A 16,664-nucleotide genomic window follows, 5' to 3' on the forward strand; every position below is an offset into this window, starting at 1 on the left:
ACTGAAATGACATCCTCGTCGCCATCAAACTCAAAGGGAGGAATTTAATGAACGTTTTGCGGACTATCGTCGCAGGCGTCAGCTTGCTCGCTGCCAGCTTGCTGACACCAGCCCTGGCTGCAGACAAGCCGACGATCGGCGTTGTCGTGCCGACGCTTGATGCTCAATTCTGGGCGTCCTACGTCGATTTTATGAAGAAGGGTGCCGATGAACTCGGCGTAAAGCTTGTCGTTTTGAATGCCGACAATAAGCCCGATCAGATGATCAAGAGTCTAGAGGACCTGGTTGCGCAGGGGGCCGATGGTATTATCTACACGCCCTATTGGGCCACCGCCGTACCGGGCCTGACACTCGCCGCCCAGAGCAACATTCCCGTTATTCTGACAGACAGCTACGCCGATTTTCCCCCGCAGGACCCGAAATTTCCCAACTATATTGCCTTTATCGGTCCAAGCGACCGTGACGCCGGCAAGCAAATGGGAGAAGCGCTCATTGCTGCGATTAAGCCCTCTGCCGATGGCAAAAAATATATCGCCGTTGTCAATGGCACGGCAGGTACATCGGTTGCTATTGACCGCCGCGCCGGACTTGGCGACGCGCTGAAGGCTCATCCGGATGTTGTTGTAGTCGGCGAAGTTGACGGCAACTTCGTTCGGGATACTTCGCAGACTGTCTTTGAAAGCCTGTGGCAGGGCAATCCCAACATTACTGGTGTCTGGGCTGCCAATGGTGGCACAGCAACCGGTGTATTGGCGGCAGTCACCAATGCGGGGAAGGTCCCCGGCAAAGACATTACGATTGTAGGTATGGATCTTAATCCTGAAAATGTAGATGCCGTCGAGCAAGGCAAATTATTGTTTGATATAGGCGACCATTGGTTGCAGGGCGGGTTTGCACTAGTGACAATGTACGACTACCTGAACGGCCACAAGATCGCGGCCGACAAGGCGAATATCAAGCTCGCGCTGCTGCCCCTGACGAAGGATCGCGTTGCACAGTTTAAAGCGGACTTTCCCGGCGGTGTGCCTTCGTACGATTTCAAGGCCCACTCGCTTACCTATAACAAAGACGCGCAATCGGCTGCTTTCGAAATGAAGTACAGCAAGTAAGGCATCCCGGGCGGGGAAGCAGCGCCTGTTCCCCGCCCTGCCGATTGCCAGTGCGCCGGTCGAAAGGTATTACATGCTGAGGGCAACCGACATTTCCAAAAAATTTGGAGCGTCCCAGGCTTTGCGCTCGGTTTCAGTCGAGTTCAATCGCGGAGAGGTCGTGTCGCTCGTTGGTGAAAACGGCGCCGGCAAATCCACGCTTCTAAAAATGCTTGCGGCGGTTTTCCCCTGGGACGAGGGCCGGGCCGTCATGGACGGCAAGATCTACGCGCCGACAAGTCTCATCGACGCCGAGCGGCAAGGAGTGGCGCTGGTTTTTCAGGAACTGAACGTCAACAAGTCGCTTTCCATCGCCGAGAACGTCATGCTTGGACGACTGAGGGACTACCGCAAGTTTGGTTTCGTAAATTGGAGCCGACTACATCGCGACGCGCAGGAGATTCTGGATCGACTTGAAGCTGGAATATCGGTGAGCGATGATGTTACAACGCTTGATCTTGGAAAGTTGAAAACAATAGAAGTTGCCAGAGCTTTGGCAGCCAACCCGCAATTCATCTTCTTTGACGAGTCCACAGCCTTCCTGAACAACCAGGAAGCGCGGCGGCTGCTGAAGGTAATATGGAACCTGCGTGCTCAGGATCTGGGCGTTGCTTTCGTATCCCACCATCTCAATGAAGTTTTTGAGATTTCGGACCGGCTTATAGTTCTGAAGGACGGAGCACTCGTTGGTTCGTTTCCGGCCGAAGAGATGACTGAAAGTCATCTGCATGAACTGATGGTTGGCCGCGACCTTGCGGGGGGATTGTTTCCTGTCGCCCGAAAAATCATCCCGGCGGGTAAGCCGAGTTTCGCAGCAAGGGAGATCAGCGCGGCCTCCGGAGCCGGCCCTTTTACCTTCGAAGTACCGGAAGGCGCTATTCTCGGCATTGGTGGCCTCAAAGGATCCGGGGGCGATGCATTGCTACAACTCGTCATGGGAACCGAAGGGATCATGGCGGGAAACATGTCCTTCCTTGGTGCCGAATATCGGCCGGCCAATCCGCGTGCGGCCTGGAGGAATGGCATCGCCTACGTTCCTGGCGACCGGGCTGGCGAGGGTCTGATTCCGGAATTTGCGATTGCGGAAAATTTGACCCTCGCGGTGCGTCCAAATCATGCTTGGGGACTGAACGACCGATCCACCGGCAAGGCAATAGCCCAGGACATGGTCGACAGGCTGAGAATCAAGATTTCCAACCTCAGTGCAGCCACGTCCTCGTTGAGCGGTGGAAACATGCAGAAAGTGGTTCTTGGCAAGTGCCTGGCAACCCAGCCAAAAATGCTGTTGCTGAACAATCCGACGCGCGGTGTCGACGTCGGCGCCAAAGCGGAAATATATCGGCTCATCCGGGAACTGGCTGATCAGGGCATGACGATCCTCATGGTCACTGAGGACTTATCCGAACTGATAGGGATGGCGGACCAGATAATTGTGACAAGACGCGGCGCGATCTCGAAGACATTCGAACCCGGTGCCCGGCCCTCTGAGGAGGAGGTGGTGAAATGGATGATGTAGTTCAAATGAAAGCGCCGGTGGACACAACGCCAAATCGCCGGCTTGTTGGTCGACTGGCAGGTTTCTTCCCCATTCTGTTGCTAGCGTCTCTGTGCATTGTGTTCGCACTGCTTTCCGATCGCTTCATAAGCGTGAACAACGGCTTGATCATTCTCCAGCAGAGCACTGTGCTGCTCGTCGCCGCGCTGGCGATGACTTTCGTCGTCGTCAACGGATCGATCGACCTCTCCGTTGGTTCGACCGTAGCCTTGAGTGCCCTTGCTGCTGCCGCTGCGTCGGCTCACATGGGAGCCTATGCAATTATTCCAGCTCTTGCTGTAGGTTTCGTCTGCGGCCTTCTCAACGGTGTCCTTTTCGCCTACGGCAAAATACCTTCCTTCATCGTGACCCTCGGTACCCTCGTCATCTATCGCGGCATCGTGCTGCTCTTCACAAAGGGAGCGCCTGTCTCAATTTCAGATCCCGGCTTTCTTCATGCCTATGCGACGAGGACGTGGGGCATTCCAAACTCGGTTGTGATCGCTGCTGTCGCATTGCTTATGGCAGCCGTTGTGTTTAATCACACTGTTTTCGGCAGAGAGGTACGTGCGGTTGGCGGGGGCGAACGGGTCGCGCTTCTGAGCGGCATTCCCGTTAATCGTGTCAAGCTAGGCGTCTTCGTGCTATGCGGAAGCCTCTGTGGGCTCGCTGGCCTACTGCAGAGTGCACGTACTATGGCCGCGACCGCCCAGCTTGCGCAGGGACTTGAGCTCGACGTGATCGCGGCGGTTGTTGTTGGCGGCACACCCTTGACCGGAGGCATCGGCCAGATGCGCGGCACGCTGCTCGGGGTAATGATCATTGCCATCCTGTCAAATGGCATGAACATGATCGGCATGGATCCCTACATGCAGAACATCATCAAAGGCGCGGTTCTGATTGGGGCGGTATTCCTGACAATTGATCGAACCAAAATCCTAATCATCAAATGAGAGTATTGCAATGCATATCAAGACCATAGCGGTCACCCTTGGCGACCCGGCTGGCATCGGGCCTGAGATAGCGCTGAAGGCCGTTCAGGCGCTGGAGAAACGTCTTTCTGCCAGAGAATTTCGCTTGTTGATCGTCGGCGACGTGGCAACTTTGCAAATGACCGGTGAGAGGCTCGGCTTGCGGGTCCCTCCTATTACCGATCTGCAAACTCTGCAGGACGCGCCGTCAGCCGCCATCCTCCCGACGTCCCGCCCAACTGAATCTATCAAGATCGGAACGGTGTCGGCCGAGAGCGGTCGCCAGGCGTTTGAAGCCGTCGAGATTGCTGTAAGACAGGCACAAGCGGGCACTATCGCGGCGCTCGTGACCGCGCCTCTCAACAAGGAGGCGCTGCATCTCGCAGGCTACGACTATGCCGGCCATACGGAGATGTTGGCCACTCTTACTGGCGTGAGTGACAGTGTTATGATGCTCGCGCATGATAGCTTTCGTGTCAGTCACGTCTCTACGCACTGCGCGCTCGAGGATGTTCCCAGAAAAGCCACCGCTCAGCGCATCGGCCGCGTCGTGGATCTCACCTATCAAACACTGCTCGGCCTCGGCATCGCGTCGCCCCGCATTGCGATTGCTGCCCTCAATCCGCACGCCGGCGAGGGCGGTATCTTCGGCCGCCACGATATCGACGTAACTTCTGTTTTGGTGAAGGACTACCAGAGCCGAAACATGAATATCGAGGGCCCGATCCCCGGCGACACCATCTTCGTGAAACTAAGAGCAGGCCACTATGATGCAGTCGTTGCAATGTACCACGATCAAGGTCACATCCCGGTGAAGTTGCTGGGTTTCAGCATCGACAAGGCGACCGGAGAATGGAATGCACTCAGCGGCGTTAACGTCACGCTTGGGCTGCCTATTATCCGCACATCGGTTGATCACGGCACGGCTTTCGACATTGCGGGCAAGGGGATAGCCCAGGCAAGCAGCCTCCTCGAGGCGATTGATTACGCGTTGAAACTGGCCGACCAGTCGGACAGACAGACTACGCTTTAGCACCCATTCTTGAAGGAGTAGTTCCAATGTTGAATGAAAATAACCTCATGCTGATCAACGGCAAATGGGAAAGCGGACTTGGTGGCACACGGGAGGTCATCAATCCCACAACTGGCAAGGTTTTGGCCGTGGTGTCGGAAGCAAGCCGAGAACAGGCGAGCGCGGCCGTTGCTGCCGCTCGTAAGGCTCAGCCCGCATGGGCTGCGATGTCGCCGCTCGAGCGCGGGGCGATCATGCACAGGATCGCCGCCCTTGTTACCGAAAATGCCGACGAACTCGCGCGTATCGTGGTTCAGGAACAGGGGAAACCGATCACCGAGGCACGCGGAGAAATCGGGGGAGCGGCGGGTTTCTTTACCTACTACGCGGAATTCGCCCGCCGCATCCAAGGAGAAATTCTGCCTTCGGATGCGCCGGGCGAGCAGATATGGATCCAGCGCGTTCCCATGGGCGTCGTCGCAGCGATCATTCCGTGGAACTATCCGGCAGCGCTGGTCAGCCGAAAAGTTGCGCCATCGATGATCGCCGGCAATACAATCGTCCTTAAACCTCATGAGGAAACACCACTTTCGGCACTCTTCATGGCGAAACTTTTCGAAAAGGCCGGTGTACCCGCTGGTGTGATCAATATCATCACCGGGAGCGGTGGCGAGATCGGCGAAGTTCTTACTTCGCACCCGGATATCGATTTGGTCACCATGACGGGCAGCGTGCCGACCGGCAAACGCATAATGGCGAACGCTGCGGCCAATTTGGTGCCGGTATCGCTTGAATTGGGTGGGAAGGCGCCATTCATCGTTATGGACGATTGTGACATCGATTACGCAGTGCGCTCGGCAGTGACATCGCGTTATATGAATTGCGGCCAGGTTTGCATTTGCAACGAACGAACCTTGGTGCATGAACGCGTTTATGATCAGTTTCTGGAAAAATTCGTGGCTGCTAGCCAAAAGCTGCGTCTCGGAGACCCTCTATCGGAGGCGACCGATCTGGGGCCAAAGGTCTCGCTTCGCGAACTCGAGAAGGTGGAGCAGATGATCGACAAGGCAATCGGCGCCGGCGCGGAGGCTGTTCTGCGGGGGGGCAGACCGGACAGGCCTCCAGTCGAAGGCGGTTTTTGGCTGACGCCAACCGTGCTCACGGGTGTGAACTCGAGCATGTCTATAATGCAGGATGAAATCTTCGGCCCTATCGTTCCGATCATGAAGGTCGCCGACTTCGATGAAGCCTTATCCGTCGCCAATGACAGTCGTTTCGGACTTTCAGCCTATCTTTTCACCAACGATTTTTCTAAGATCATGCGTGCAGTAAACGAGGTTAATTTCGGGGAGCTCTACATCAATCGCGTTGGTCCGGAAGCCTTACAGGGTTTCCATACCGGCTACCGCAGCAGTGGGCTGGGCGGCGATGACGGCAGCCACGGGCTGGAGGCATTTATGCGCAAGAAGACGGTTTACGCCAATTACTCTGGGACATCGCCCGTTGCACTGATGCCATATGCTTAAATGACTTCCGAGGTGGCGTTTCTGGCGGCTCGCCACCTCTCCGATAGGACGCCCCAAGTCGAGCTGTTCACCGTTGACTTTTAGGCGCCAACTCTGAACTGGGGAGAGGGCTTCTCGGCAAGAATACCGGCATTTCTCATAGAGTTCTTGATTGAACACTGCCTGGAGATGTACTTTCCCGCAGGCGCCGTTTGCTGCGGAGATCTAACGGCGACACTCCGCTCACGCTGACGCTTCCCGTCGCGCTCTCAATCAGCAATGAAGCCGCTGTCGTCCAAGCGCTTGCGGTGCGCGCCCGGTCTCCGCAAGATCTGACGATTCGCATCCAAGGCTAGCCGTTAAAAACAGCCTGCAGCCGGAAGAACAAGGGGAAATCGGGTTGTCAGGTAATCAACATTATTGCTTGCCGAGATCCTCATAGCTCGCGTGCAGCGCCCAATCGCCGTCGGAGAAGCGTTCCTTGGCGAAATTGTGCTGATGCCAATAAGGATAGATGTACGGCACACGGCTGACTTGGTTAAGACGTTCAAGTTCCTCGCCGCTCAGTTCGAGGCTAACCGCCGCAATGTTGTCTTTAAAATGCTGCTCATTCAGCCCCCCGACAACCAGCGACGCAACGCTGGGTCGGGTAAGGGTCCAGGCAAGCGCCACTTGTGCGGCGGAAATCCCACGTGAGTCTGCAATTTCAGTGAGTGTGTCCACGATGTTCCACAAGCGCTCCTTGTCGCGTATCGGAGGCTCGCTCCACCCTGCCGCCTGGCGCGAGGATGCTGGCGCTCGATCGCGCCCGAATGCGCCCGAAAGCAGTCCCGCAGCAAGCGGGCTCCACACCATGATACCTAACCCCTGATCGACCGAAATCGGCAGCAGTTCATATTCTGCTTCCCGGGCTTCAAGGGTGTAATGGATCTGCTGAGTGACAAAGCGTGGATAGTTTTTCGAATCGGAAACCGCGAGCGCTTTCATAATATGCCAACCGGAATAATTAGAGCAGCCGATGTAGCGAATTTTCCCATGCTTGGTCAGCGTATCGAGAGCAGCGAGCATCTCTTCGAGCGGCGTAAGCCCGTCCCATTCATGCATAAAGTAAATATCGATACGATCGGTTCGCAAGCGCTTGAGACTGCGCTCGCATTCGCGGATGAGATGATAGCGAGATACGCCTTCGTCATTTGGACCGTCGCCGATGCGCATGCGGGCTTTCGATGAGATAAGCACCTCATCGCGCTTACCCTCCAATACTTCCCCAAGGATTTCTTCGGACCGACCAAGCGAATACATATTTGACGTATCAAAAACGTTGATGCCGCCTTCGATACACACATCGACGAGACGTCGAGCATCCTTGACGCCTTGCTTTGCAACCATCGCAAAGTCTCCGGCTCCCCCAAAGGAAAAGGTGCCCATGGTGAGAGCCGAAATTTTTAGGCCGGAACGGCCAAGGGTTCTATATTGCATTCTTCAATCCCAATAGTTTGACGATACGAACGGTAGGCCGTGTGTCGGCGGTTAGGTAAGTGAAAGCTGTTTGGCGACGTAAGCCATGCCAAGTTGCGGACTGGTCAGGACCGCAACGCTTTTTTTGGATTCTGGGAGAGATGACAAAGCGTTTGCCATTGACGCTTGCGCGAGAACGATGATCTCGACCGATGCGGCAAGGTCCTGAACGCCGGCAACGATCAATTCGTCATGGCCAGGGCGGTCGCCGTGCTGCAGACGCGCAAAGGCACCTGAGCATAGCCTTTCCACAACCGTGCAGTTTTTGTTCAGATCGGTAGCGGTTTTCTCGATGAGTCGGGAGGTCGGGCCCAATGTTGTGGGTAACGTTGCAAGGACCCCGATGCGTGTAGCGGCCTCTACTGCAGCTAATGCCATGCCGCTGTCTATGCGAAAAAGCGGGACGGTAGAAAAAGGGCGGATGGAGTCAACTGCCTCGCCGAGCGAGGAACAGGTCACGACGATTGCATCCGCGCCAGCATCGATTGCGGAGAAAACATACAGCCCCAGTCGGCGCATTGTATTCTTTGAAAGCGCACCATCCCGGATGGTATGCTGCAGGAGACTTTCGTCGGCAATATTGAACCTATCCCAATCGGGCAGACCACGTTCAACCAGCGGCTTGAAAGTTTCTATCAACGCGGGAACCGTATGAATGAAAGCAATAGATGGCATTGGTGCAGGCCTCCTTACCTTGAATCATCGGATGAACCACAAATCCGTCGGTCAATCGACGGGAAGCTGGCGGTTCTCGTCCCTGTTCCCGGAAAATTTCCGGCGCTTTTGCCGTCCTTTCCCCTCGTCACTGGAGCGAGCGATAAGCTCAGCACCTACAAGTATTTTCACTGGAGGCTGGATTTCAGAAGCATTGATCAAATCATCCAGCACGGTCACGGCCAGATTTCCGATCTTGCGTTTTGAAACGTCGATTGTCGTCAGGGAAGGTTCCATAGTGGAACTTAAGGGAAGATTATCGAAGCCGATTATCGAAACATCATCGGGAATGGCAACAGCAAGTTCCTTCAATGCCTTGATGAAACCATGGGCAATAATGTCGTTGGTGCAGAAGTAGCATTCTGCAAGGTCTTTACCCGCCGCTCGCAGCAAGGAAAGTGCATCGCTGTGGGCGCCGTCATAGGTCGACTCGACTGAGATAACATCGGACTCAGTTACCTTGAGTCCCAAGCGCGACATGTTTTTGAAAAAGGCTTCCTGCCTTAATCGAAAGTTGGTCGTGTCAACGTGGCTTGCAACAAATCCGATGCGTTCGAAACCTTGGCTCTTGAACCTTGCGAGAACCTTATAGACGGCATCCTCATTGTTCATGTTGACGAAATTTGCCTCGACCACATCGTAGAAAGTATCGATGAATACGGTTGGAATGCCGAGACCTTGGATGATTCTGACGTCCGATTCCGACAGCTCAGTCCCGAGCGCGATCACACCTCTGACTGGCGCTCCGGCAAGTGATTCTGCAATCGCATTTATGGATTGGCCTTCATGGCTGACAACCTCCAGCGTGTATCCGCGGCGCGTGGCTTCGAGAGACATGCCGTCGATATAATCAGAAATGAAATGGCTGTGATCGCGGTTTACCGTATGGCCATGTTTTGCGATTTTTAGAAAGCGAAGCGTCTCGCTTGCCTCTGAACGGCTCTTTGCGACGCGAGGGACGTAGTTCAAGCTTGCAACCGCTTCGAGCACTCGTGCGCGCGTGGTGCCGGAGATTTCGCCTTTGCCATTGAGCACCAACGATACGGTTGCCGGCGAGACGCCTGCGGCATCCGCAATGTGGCGGATCGTGAGAGCTTTCTTTTCCGTCAAAGGTGCCATGATTGCCGTTTTGATCTGAATTGAGGTCGCGCGCAAGTGGCGCTTTCGTTTAGTAAACAACTTTTGCAATTCGGCGCGAAGGTAGGGGAAACGAACAGGCTTCGCAATCGAATTGAAACCAAAATCGCGCTTGCATAAGCAAGGCGGCTTTGCTATCGATTTAGTGAATGCCGCTTTAGTTTACTAAACATGGGAGGGAGACCATGCGTAAAACCGGTGGGCAGCTTATCGTGCTTGTTGCCATCAATTGCCTGGTTCTTCTCGTGGGAGCAGCCATATCCGGCGGTTCGTTTCTATCGATTTTCAATCTGCAATCGATGGCGAGCCAGGTTCCGGAAATAGGTCTTCTTGCTATCGGGGTGATGCTCGCCATGTGTGCCGGCAACGGCGGCATGGACCTCTCCGGTATTGCGCTGGCTAACCTGTCGGGTGTTCTTTCGGCAGTGTTGGTCACAAGCGTCGTGTCTGGCACTGAGCATCCTGCCGCTTTTACCTTTGCCTATATTGCAGTGGCCATCGCCATCGGATTTCTCGGTGGATTGATGAATGGTCTGCTTATCGCCCGCCTGAATATTACACCGATACTTTGCACGCTCGGCACGCAGATGGCCTTCACAGGGCTCGCTGTTGTCGTGTCCGATGGCAAAGCCGTGTCGGTGGGAAGCCCCGAGCCGCTTTCCAGCATCGGAAACGGTTTGTTGTTTCAAATTCCAATCGGATTTCTGATCTTTGCCGCCGCGGCGGTGCTCATGGCTGGTCTGCTGAAGTACACGCCCTACGGGTTTTGGCTCATGCTAACGGGTACGAATCCGAAGGCCGCACTCTATGCCGGCTTTCCCAAAAGTCGCGTCATCATCACGACCTACGCGCTAAGCGGTACACTCTCGGGCCTTGCTGGCGTGGTTATTGCGGCCCGAAACGTCAACGTGAAATGGGATTATGGGAGTTCCTATCTCCTCATTGCGATTCTAGTCGCAGTCATGGCCGGTGTGCGCCCGGAAGGCGGTTATGGCCGTGTCATATGTGTGGTGCTTGCGGCCGTCGCGCTTCAATTGCTGTCCAGCGTTTTGAATTTTGGCGGGCTGTCGAATTTCGTCCGCGATTTCGCCTGGGGTGCACTCCTGCTCACATTCCTGGCCGTGGGTCGATACGACTTGGTCGGTATTTTGTTCCCGGGCAACCGCCAACGGGCAGCTTTGATGCGTACCCCTCACGCATCAAAACGCGAAAGTTGAGGGAAATAATAGTGGAGGAAGTTATGCGAGTGAAATCCAAGAAAGTTCTTATGGGAGCCGTTGTTGCCGCACTTGTAACCGCCGGTTCCGTTGGGTCAATTTTGGCGCAGGACAAGCCGGTGATTGCGACCGTTGTTAAAATCAGTGGTATCCCCTGGTTCGATCGGATGGAAACGGGTGTCAAAGCCTTCGCCGAGCAAAATCCCGATGTCGTTGCGAGCCAGAGTGGGCCTGCAACCGCGGATGCGGCGCAGCAGCTGCAGATTGTACAAGACCTCGTCGCCAAGGGCGTCAAGGCCTTGGCCGTCGTGCCGATGGATCCAGCCGTCCTTGAAGGAACCCTGAAGCGCGCCATGGAACGGGGCACGATCGTGGTTACGCACGAAGCCGACAATCAGGTGAATACAAACGTCGATGTCGAGGCATTCAATAACGATGCCTACGGCACTGCTTTGAACGAACGGCTCGCCGAATGCATGGGCAAGAAGGGCAAATGGACGACCTTTGTTGGATCGCTTGGTAGCCGCACGCACCTGCAGTGGGTTGGTGCCGGTGAAGCCAATGCCAAGAAATATCCTGACATGCAACTCGTCGATTCAAACAATGAGTCCTTCGATGATGCCAATGGCACCTATGAAAAGGCTAAGGAAATCCTCCGCAAGCACCCTGATTTAAAAGGCTTCCAGACCTCAGCTGGCAATGACGTGCTTGGCGTGGGCCGCGCAATCGATGAAGCAGGACTTTCAGGCAAAGTATGCCTCGTTGGCACGGGTCTCCCAAATCCCTCCGCAGATCTTCTTGAAACAGGAGCGATCACAGCTATCGGCTTCTGGGATCCAAAATACGCAGGCATGGCCATGAATTCGATTGCCAAGCTCCTCGTGAATGGCAAGGAGATCACTGACGGCATGGACCTTGGTGTTGAAGGATATAACAAGGTAACTGTCACCAAGGGTGCGGGAGCCGGCCTGCTGGTTGTCGGCAACGGTATGGTTCTCGTGGATAAGTCAACCTACAAGGAACGTCTGTTTTAGGCGGATTGCACGAGCGTTCGCCGGGGGATTTAGTCATCTCTCGGCTGACGTTGTTTTTGACGGCTATGCTATCACGATTACAAAGGATTTAGCGGGTGCTAGAGACTTCGAACAGCCAAGGCCGATTTCTTGAATTGCGGCAAATCCACAAGCGCTTTGGCGGTGTCCATGCGCTGCGTGGGGTCAATTTCTCCTTGCATCTCGGTGAGGCATACCATCTTCTCGGGGAAAACGGTTGCGGCAAAAGCACCGTCATTAAGATCATGTCGGGAGCGCTGTCTCCTGACGATGGCGAGATCGTTCTCGACGGACGATCCTTCCGTGCCCTGTCTCCGATCCAGGCGCTCAGCGCCGGGATAGAGACGGTTTATCAGGATCTATCCTTGTTACCGAACCTTACCGTGGCCGAAAACGTTGCGCTGAGCGAGCAGCTGGTCGAGGGTGGCGGCCGTTTGGGACGTCTCTTCGACAAATCGAGATTGAACCGAACGGCGGCCTCGGCGCTGGATGCAGTAGGCCTGCCCAAGACTCCGGCGTTCATGGGCACTGTTGTGTCAGAACTGCCACTTGCCTCCCGCCAGCTGGTAGCCATTGCAAGGGCAATCGCCACACGGGCCAAACTTGTGATTATGGATGAGCCCACGACATCGCTCACCCGCCGGGAAGTCGATAATCTCATCCAGGTAGTCAATCGCCTGCGCTCAGAAAATGTGGCCGTACTGTTTGTCACGCACAAATTGGATGAATGTTACAGGATCGGTGGACATGCAATTATCTTCAGGGATGGCGAATGCGTAGCCCAGGGAGAGATCGCACAATATACGAAGACAGAGCTTGCCGGGTTGATGACAGGGAGGGTCATCAACTCTCGGCGGTACAGGACTGGAAGTCCGGCTGCATCACAACTCTTCAGCACAGATAATCTGGGTCAGGCATCAAACTTTAGAGATATAAGCTTAAGCGTTCGACAAGGTGAGATTGTCGGTATTACAGGTTTGGCCGATTCCGGCAGGAACGAACTTGCAATGGCCATTGCCGGAATCAAGCCTTCGACCAGCGGCAGCATGCTGATCGATGGTGTCGAGACAATGATACGCCGTCCCTCCGACGCAATTGAAAACGGCATTGGTTATGTGCCTGAGGACCGCCTTGCCGAAGGTCTGTTTCTGGATAAGTCGATCTTCGAAAATGAGATTGCTCTGATCGTAAAAAGGCTCAGCAACTCCCTTGGGATCGTCGACAAGCAGGAGGGCCGCCGCATCGCGGCAAAGCTCGCGAAGGAAATGCGGCTCAATACCAGCAACCTCGATATGCCGGTCGGTTCGCTTTCAGGCGGCAATCAACAACGCGTATTAATCGGGCGCTGGCTTAGCATATCGCCGAAACTTCTCGTTCTACATGGACCAACGGTCGGAGTGGATGTCGGCTCCAAAGATATGATTTACCGAACGATACAAACGCTCGCTGAAGCCGGTATGGGGCTTCTCATCGTCAGCGATGACTTGCCTGAGCTACTGCAGAATTGTGATCGTATCCTCGTTATGAACGCAGGAAGGATTATCGCAGAATTCGATGCCGACAAGACCGATGAGGATTCGCTTTACAAGGCCATGCTGGCTTCCACAACGGAGACTGTCCAATGAGCTCATCACCCTTTGAGGGGCTACAGGAGAGCCAGGACGGCGGTGTCCTTTCCCACATCGGCGGACTGATTCGCCGCAGGCCCGAAACTATAACATTCATGCTGCTGGTGATGATCTGCGTAGGCGTTGCCCTGATCAATCCCGCGTTTTTGCAAGCTTCATCACTGATCGATATTGGCAGGGCCAGCGTTGTCACGGGCCTTTTTGCGCTCGGAGTCTTCGTCATCCTTGCCGCTGGCGGTATCGACGTATCGTTCACTGCCATTGCTGCTTTTACGATGTATTCGATGACGCTCCTGGTTTCGAAACATCTTCCTGGCTTGCCCATGGTGGTCATCATCCTGACCTCCGTTGTCGGCGGAGCTGCGCTTGGCGTCATCAATGGCTTGCTGGTTCACAATCTCAAGGTGCCTTCGCTGATTGTCACCATCGGAACTCAATATCTTTTCCGCGGCATACTCCTGTCTTTCATCGGCACGGTCTGGATCATGTCGCTGCCGCCACAAATGGGCGCGTTTGGAAGACTGCCATTGCTACAGTTTGAATCCGCCAATGGGGCGACGATCACGCTGCCGATGTATTTTCTGGTGCTTCCAATCGCGGCGATCGCAACCTGGTTCATCATCAACCGCACCTTGATGGGACGGGCAATCTTCGCCGTAGGCGGAAATGCAAACGTTGCCGCGCGACTGGGCTACAGTTTGCGCACTGTGCATATATTTCTATTTGCCTATGCAGGTGCGCTGGCCGGTCTGGCTGGGATCATTCATGTCTGTGCCAACCGGCAGGCAAATCCCTTCGATCTGGTCGGCACCGAAATCAACGTCATTGCCGCTGTGGTACTCGGCGGCGCGCGTATTACAGGCGGCACCGGCACCGTTAGCGGTACTATACTTGGTGTACTCCTCGTTGTGGTCGTCAATAGCGTGCTGGTCATGATCGGCATTCCCAGCACGTGGCAACGCCTCGTCGTCGGAAGCTTCATTTTGCTTGCGGCAGCGTTTTTTGTCACGCGCGAGCGTATGAAATAAGCTTTCAATCTAGAGGACAGCATGAAGAAATTTCTCAATGATCCAGAGGACTTTGTCGATGAGATGTTGGACGGCATCTATCGCGCTCATCCGCAACTGACTTACGTTGCTGAGGATAGGCGCTGCATGGTTACCGCGAAGCCGAGAACCGGAAAGGTCGGGTTGGCGACCGGCGGAGGGTCTGGACACCTGCCGCTTTTCCTCGGCTATGTGGGTGAGGGAATGCTGGATGGCGCTGCGGTCGGCGGTGTTTTCCAGTCTCCCAGCGCGGAGCAGATGTATGAAGTGACGAAGCATATCGATCAGGGTGCTGGAGTTGTCTATATTTACGGCAACTATACGGGCGATATTATCAATTTCGATATGGCCGCCGAACTTGCGGACCTCGACGGCATTAAGGTGACACAGGTCGTTGGAAATGACGATATTGCGTCGTCGATTGTCGGTGAAGAGCACAAGCGGCGTGGCGTTGCTGGCATTTTCTTCGTCTTCAAAGCAGCAGGCGCAGCGGCTGCGGAAGGGCTCTCGTTAGATGAAGTAACGCGAATTGCCGACAAGGCCCGGTTGCGCACGCGCACCATCGGCGTGGCGCTTAGCAGCTGCGTGGTTCCGGAGATCGGGCATGCAACGTTCTCCATAGGACCGGATGAGATGGAAATCGGAATGGGGATTCATGGCGAACCTGGAATCAGCAGGAAAAAGCTTGCGCCAGCTGACAGCGTCATCGACGAGATGATGGAACGTGTTTTCGCCGAACAATCCTTCTCCGATAGAGATGAGGTGGCCGTACTGGTCAATGGTCTGGGCGGAACGCCGAAGGAAGAGCTTTATATTCTTTTCCGGCGAGTCTCCCAATTACTCGGCGTGCGCGGTGTCCAGGCCAAACATGTTTGGATTGGTGAGTTTGCGACGGCTATGGAAATGGCCGGTGCCTCAATCTCCATCCTGCATCTTGATGAGGAGTTAGATCGCCTCATCGGTGCCCCTGCTAACACTCCGTTTTTCAGTCATTACAAAGCGTAAGGTGCCTGCGATGGACGTAATCAGTGCGCGCGATCTTCCCGGCCTTTTTCACGCCTGGCAGACGGTATTTTCCGAGCAGCGCGAGTTTCTGATCGCGCTCGACGGCAAGGTTGGTGATAGCGATCTCGGCATCACCATGAACAAAGCTTTCGCCGCCGCTTCTGAGGCAGTGTCAAAGGAGGAGGAAGGTGCAACGATCGCCAAAATACTGCGGACAGCCGGTGTGATCATGGCAAAAACGGCGCCATCGACCATGGGAACCCTGACAGCCACAGGCTTCATTCGGGCAAGCAAAGCACTGGAGCGCGCAAGCGTTTTGGGAACCAAAGAGGTCGCCAAGTTTTGGAGGGCGTTTGCCGTCGGTGTTGCTGACCGCGGCAAAGCCCAAGTTGGAGATAAAACCTTGCTCGACGTCCTAGATCCTATCGCGGCATCCCTGGAAATTGCAGCAGCTTCCGGAGAAGATCTGGTGAATGCACTTTCCGCTGCAACACTCGTTGCTGCGCATGCCCTGGAGAATACCAAGTCGATGGTCGCTCAGCATGGCAAGGCGGCTGCTTTCCAGGACAAGACGCGCGGTTTACAGGACGCTGGAGCAACCGTCGGTTTTCTCATTTTGCAGACGATGCGAGATTTTGTGGCAAGCAAAACACCCATGTGATGAAGATCATTTTTCTGAGCGGGTTTGTTCACGGTGGAGCACAGGCTTTCGTGTCCCGTCAGAAGGTATAGCATTCACATTTCCGTTGTAGGGTTTGCCTTCAGCGAGTCGCCAGCGCCGATAGCCGGGGAGCCAGTCATCCATCATTAGCTAACGTGCTCGAGGCGCTCAGAACCGGGGCTCCATTGCCGGGCCTTCCGAAACCTTGACCCAAGTTCGATCTCGCCAACGACAGCCGTCTATTGCTTTTTCTCAAGGCCACCAACGGGCAAACACCGTTAATCCGTCGAATTCTGAGACTGAACGCTCGCGACAGACATGGCGTACAAGGTTCCCGCCGCCCGGCCTGACATGGAGGAGATGGTGCAGCAGGTGCCAGCGCAGCAAGCCCATCCCAGAGAGCTGGCCTCTACGGCCATCTCTCAATACGAATGGTCGTCCGGAGATTTTCGACTGCGCATCCGGCCTCATGCAAAATCGCATAGAGACCGATCATTATTGTCGGTTCTTCACGCT

General features: G+C 55.0%; 14 protein-coding genes. 11 read left to right on the top strand and 3 right to left on the bottom strand.

Features of this window, described 5'->3' with window-relative positions:
- The first annotated feature begins 47 nt into the window (after positions 1–47).
- The 5 genes from CU100_RS14920 (at position 48) to aldA (ending at position 6,191) form a co-directional block, all read left to right on the top strand.
- Positions 48–1,109 (top strand): ABC transporter substrate-binding protein, encoded by a 1,062-nt coding sequence (locus CU100_RS14920; protein WP_106717409.1) that lies wholly within the window; start codon positions 48–50, stop codon positions 1,107–1,109.
- 73 nt (positions 1,110–1,182) lie between these two features.
- A complete protein-coding gene (locus CU100_RS14925) occupies positions 1,183–2,664 on the top strand; it encodes a sugar ABC transporter ATP-binding protein (RefSeq protein WP_106717410.1) in 1,482 nt (493 codons plus the stop codon).
- Positions 2,652–3,635, top strand: coding sequence for an ABC transporter permease (locus CU100_RS14930; protein WP_106717411.1), 984 nt, complete (start codon positions 2,652–2,654; stop codon positions 3,633–3,635). Before CU100_RS14925 ends, CU100_RS14930 begins: the two co-directional genes overlap by 13 nt.
- A gap of 10 nt (positions 3,636–3,645) precedes the next feature.
- Positions 3,646–4,686 carry a 4-hydroxythreonine-4-phosphate dehydrogenase PdxA gene (gene pdxA, locus CU100_RS14935; protein ID WP_106717412.1) on the top strand — a complete coding sequence of 347 codons (1,041 nt, stop codon included), beginning with the start codon at positions 3,646–3,648 and terminating at the stop codon, positions 4,684–4,686.
- A gap of 26 nt (positions 4,687–4,712) precedes the next feature.
- Complete coding sequence (aldA, locus tag CU100_RS14940; RefSeq protein ID WP_106717413.1) at positions 4,713–6,191, top strand: aldehyde dehydrogenase; 1,479 nt, start codon at positions 4,713–4,715, stop codon at positions 6,189–6,191.
- A gap of 396 nt (positions 6,192–6,587) precedes the next feature.
- Here the strand turns inward: aldA and CU100_RS14945 are convergent, their stop codons facing one another.
- The 3 genes from CU100_RS14945 to CU100_RS14955 are packed head-to-tail and all read right to left on the bottom strand — an operon-like array spanning position 6,588 to position 9,521.
- Complete coding sequence (locus CU100_RS14945) at positions 6,588–7,649, bottom strand: aldo/keto reductase (protein ID WP_106717414.1); 1,062 nt, start codon at positions 7,647–7,649, stop codon at positions 6,588–6,590.
- A gap of 51 nt (positions 7,650–7,700) precedes the next feature.
- Positions 7,701–8,363, bottom strand: a complete 663-nt coding sequence (locus tag CU100_RS14950; protein ID WP_106717415.1) for an aspartate/glutamate racemase family protein — start codon at positions 8,361–8,363, stop codon at positions 7,701–7,703.
- 51 nt (positions 8,364–8,414) lie between these two features.
- Positions 8,415–9,521, bottom strand: a complete 1,107-nt coding sequence (locus tag CU100_RS14955; RefSeq protein WP_245419049.1) for a LacI family DNA-binding transcriptional regulator — start codon at positions 9,519–9,521, stop codon at positions 8,415–8,417.
- 203 nt (positions 9,522–9,724) lie between these two features.
- Here CU100_RS14955 and CU100_RS14960 point away from each other — a divergent pair, with 203 nt between their 5' ends.
- From CU100_RS14960 to CU100_RS14985, 6 genes are all read left to right on the top strand, one after another.
- Positions 9,725–10,756 carry an ABC transporter permease gene (locus CU100_RS14960; RefSeq protein WP_106717416.1) on the top strand — a complete coding sequence of 344 codons (1,032 nt, stop codon included), beginning with the start codon at positions 9,725–9,727 and terminating at the stop codon, positions 10,754–10,756.
- 23 nt (positions 10,757–10,779) lie between these two features.
- The gene (locus CU100_RS14965; RefSeq protein ID WP_106717417.1) at positions 10,780–11,790 is read left to right on the top strand and encodes a substrate-binding domain-containing protein; all 1,011 of its coding nucleotides are present in this window, start codon (positions 10,780–10,782) and stop codon (positions 11,788–11,790) included.
- A 95-nt stretch (positions 11,791–11,885) separates the two neighbouring features.
- Complete coding sequence (locus CU100_RS14970; RefSeq protein WP_106717418.1) at positions 11,886–13,433, top strand: sugar ABC transporter ATP-binding protein; 1,548 nt, start codon at positions 11,886–11,888, stop codon at positions 13,431–13,433.
- On the top strand, positions 13,430–14,464 hold the full coding sequence (locus tag CU100_RS14975) for an ABC transporter permease (protein WP_106717419.1): 1,035 nt from the start codon (positions 13,430–13,432) through the stop codon (positions 14,462–14,464). The genes CU100_RS14970 and CU100_RS14975 overlap by 4 nt, the downstream gene beginning before the upstream one ends.
- 21 nt (positions 14,465–14,485) lie before the next feature.
- Positions 14,486–15,487 (top strand): dihydroxyacetone kinase subunit DhaK, encoded by a 1,002-nt coding sequence (locus CU100_RS14980; protein ID WP_106717420.1) that lies wholly within the window; start codon positions 14,486–14,488, stop codon positions 15,485–15,487.
- 10 nt (positions 15,488–15,497) lie between these two features.
- Entirely contained in the window at positions 15,498–16,148 is a 651-nt protein-coding gene (locus tag CU100_RS14985) for a dihydroxyacetone kinase family protein (RefSeq protein WP_106717421.1), read from the top strand.
- Positions 16,149–16,664 lie beyond the last annotated feature (516 nt).

It is taken from the genome of Phyllobacterium endophyticum (assembly GCF_003010935.1).
Lineage (GTDB): Bacteria > Pseudomonadota > Alphaproteobacteria > Rhizobiales > Rhizobiaceae > Phyllobacterium > Phyllobacterium endophyticum.